Source organism: Syntrophomonas sp. UBA5494 (assembly GCF_002426325.1).
Genome location: NZ_DIPG01000112.1, coordinates 7086 through 10159 on the forward strand (window position 1 = coordinate 7086; position 3074 = coordinate 10159).

4 protein-coding genes are annotated in these 3074 nt (G+C 53.3%); all 4 read right to left on the reverse strand.

The window, feature by feature from the left end:
• The coding region (lepB, locus tag B3W37_RS12625; protein WP_483176029.1) for a signal peptidase I at nt 1-494 on the reverse strand (494 nt) is incomplete at its 3' end.
• A gap of 14 nt (nt 495-508) precedes the next feature.
• Nucleotides 509-715: a YpmA family protein gene (locus B3W37_RS12630; protein ID WP_483176030.1), complete on the reverse strand. Its 207-nt coding sequence runs from the start codon at nt 713-715 to the stop codon at nt 509-511.
• 97 nt (nt 716-812) lie between these two features.
• Nucleotides 813-1676, reverse strand: coding sequence for a PH domain-containing protein (locus B3W37_RS12635; protein WP_483176031.1), 864 nt, complete (start codon nt 1674-1676; stop codon nt 813-815).
• Nucleotides 1677-1736: 60 nt separating this feature from the next.
• The coding region (locus B3W37_RS12640) for a 3'-5' exonuclease (protein ID WP_483176032.1) at nt 1737-3074 on the reverse strand (1338 nt) is incomplete at its 5' end.

Consider the following 3074-nt stretch of genomic DNA (forward strand, 5'->3'; position numbering starts at 1 on the left):
TAGATGAATATGGCTTTGCCTTTCAAGCGGTCCCGGGTCAACCAGGTGTTCCAGCGGTGGCTGTCATAACTCTCGTTGCGGTTGTCGCCCATCACAAACAGGGCATTTTCGGGGACTACCACCGGGCCAAACTCGTAATCCATCACTTCCTGAAGATAGGGTTCCTCAAGGGGCTGATCATTTATATATACCTTTCCCTTTTTGACCTCTACTTTTTCACCGGGCAGCGCGATGACCCGCTTGATATAATCCCACTTGCTGTGCAGCTCTTCGGGAGGGTCGAATACTATTACATCCCCGCGCTGAGGTTCTTTGAAATGATAGATGAATTTATTGACCATAACCCGGTCCTGAAGCTGTATGGTAGGCAGCATGGAGCCGGAAGGAATGATTCTGCCTTCAATCACAAATGCCCTGAGGATCATGGCCAGGATAAAGGCGATAACTACTATACTCACGGTTTCCTTAATGAAGTTGACGAATTCCTTGTTCATATTCACCTCAACCTTTAAAACTCGTAGATTTTTATCACCATGTTATCTGAATTGTTTTTGTCTTTGCTTAGGCCAAACATGACCTTTTTGTTTTTAAGGCTTTTGTTGAGAAAGTCGATAATGTAGACCATCTCCGGGCTGGAGGGAAAGGACCGGTGGGCGATCAACTCCAGTTTGCCCGGATCGCGCTGTTCTGCGCCGGTTTCGGGTTCTTCAGGCATGGCTGCTCCTTTCTACAATCAGACCACTAAATCTGGTAAAGCCTGTGATGTAAACATACAAAACAATTTTACCTCAAAAAAGGGCGGGAATAAACCATTAAACCATGCTCATGATCACCACGCCCATAAATACGGTTATGGCCAGAGGGATATACAACAGCCTGGCCGCCTCATATGGCGGGATCCCGCGCCTGGCCAGCATATTGCTGATAGGCACGATTATGGGCAAAACGATGACCGTGCCGATGAGCATGAAGTAAAGCTCTTGAGGAGAGCCATACCGGTCCACCTCACCGCGGAAATTATAGTGCATGGGCATCTGGTCGACGGTTTGGGCGAGATGGTTGATATAGGCCGCCATTGCAACCAGAGCCATTAAGTTCAGGAAAATGAGCAGAATCCCGCTCCCGGTCTGCCAGATATGAGGCCTTTTTACCGCAGGAGGCCGGTCATCAGAGCCTGACGGCGGATTCCAGTAAAGTTTGACCTTTTCCATGAAGCGTTTATTATCCTGTGGAGAAATGTAATAGTTGAAATCAGAGGTTTCAATCTTGATAATATTCTTCAACTCGGTAGCATATACGATGGCCAGCTTCTTCTCCCGGCGCTCGCTGAAATAACCGCTGTAAGAGCCGGGCCATTCATTTCCCGCCAGGCGCGTCAGACCGACCCGCTCTTTGACCTCCAGGGCGAGTATGTCTTGATAAGGAATGAGTATCTTTTTGAAGCCATAGTTTATGGTTATGCCCGCCCGCTCTACTTCATAGGTCAGGCTGCGGGTGGAACGGATGGCATAGTAGATGTAGCCTGTAAGGCCCCCCATAGTGATAACTATCAGCCCGAAGAGGACTTTTTGCGGGAGCTGATAGGTCAGCCAAATCACCCCGCCGGAGACCGCCAACATGAATCCCAGGAAGATCCAGTCCCAGGAATGCTGTACCTCACGCGTTTTATTCAGCATTACGCTCCCTCCTCATTAAAGCTACGCTGACAAATGCCAATTCTCTCACCCGATTTCTGCTTATATGACCCGAACCTCTTCCGGGACGGCGAAGAAATAGATGTAGCCTTCCTTCACCGCCTGCCCGCTGATGGCCTCCAGTGCCCGGCAGTAGGCTTCTACCTGGGTGCGGTATTGTTCGATCAGACCCAGGCGGTTCTGCGGGGTGATGCGGTCGGTCTTGTAATCCACCACCACCAGTCCGCCTTCCTCCTCAAAGTAGAGGTCGATAACCCCCTGCAAAAGCAGCTTCTCCCGCGGGGCCGGGGAGTCCTCCAGGATCTGTCCGGCTTCCACCAGCTGGTTGAAACCGACCTCGCGGAATACCCGCCGGGCCTGCAAGATGCGCTGGCCCAGGGCGGAAGCAAAGAACTCCATGATCTTACGGGAATCTATACTGGCGGCCTCCACAGCGGTGAGCATATCCTTTTTCACCATGGTATCCAGCTGGGCCTGCAGTCCGACTTGACTGACGTGCTTAAAATCCAGCTGCTGCAATACATAATGCATGATGCTGCCTCGCTGGGAGGCGGTCAGGGCCAGGGGCCGGGCCTGCTCCGGGCGGCTCATAAACAGCGGCCTTTTATTTAAGGCAGGGACGACGCTGTGAAATTCTTCCTCCCCGGGCTTAGCGGCTTTGGTCAGCTGGGTGACGGTCAGTTTGGAGGGCAGCCGGGCAGCTTGCTCATAAGGATAGCGCCAGCTTAAACGCTCGGCAAGCGAGTCTTCGATTTGGCTATTCACTTCATCCCGCCCTGCGGCCAGCCGGGCCAGGATATCCTCCTGCAGGCTCTGGCGCTGCTGCTCCATGGAGATAAGCTCACTACTCTTGACCACCGCCATCTTCCAGCGTACCTGGTCAAGGCAGGGAGCGGCTGCAAAGGGCTCCTCCAGGCAGTCGCGCAGGGGCTGCCCGTCAGGATGCTGTATCCACATCGGGCCTAACCAGTCCATAATCCCCTTAGCCTGAGAGAGTTCGTACCTTCCCGGAGACCTGGCCCAGGCTGACGCCTTTTTAGCCAGGTTTTTCACGGTTCCCACCATGACCAGCCGGGACTGGGCCCGGGTCATGGCCACATAGAGTATGCGCATCTCTTCGGCCAGGCTTTCCAGGCGCAGCCGGTCTTTTATAGCCATACCGGCTATGCTCTCACTGCGGCGCCGGGTGGTCAGGTTTACATAACGGCTGCCAATGCCCAGCTCTTTGTGCATAACCACAGGGGCTTTGCTGTCGGACTGGTTAAAAGATCTGCCCAGACCGGCTACGATAACCACCGGGAACTCCAGGCCTTTGCTTTTATGGACGCTCATCATCCTGACCACATTATCATTCTCGCCCAGAACCCGGGCCATCTCCAG

What these genes read in the sequence shown, in the direction of transcription:
- B3W37_RS12630 (WP_483176030.1), bottom strand. Translation starts at nt 715, where the DNA reads ATGCCTGAAGAACCCGAAACCGGCGCAGAACAGCGCGATCCGGGCAAA.
- B3W37_RS12635 (WP_483176031.1), bottom strand. Translation starts at nt 1,676, where the DNA reads ATGCTGAATAAAACGCGTGAGGTACAGCATTCCTGGGACTGGATCTTC.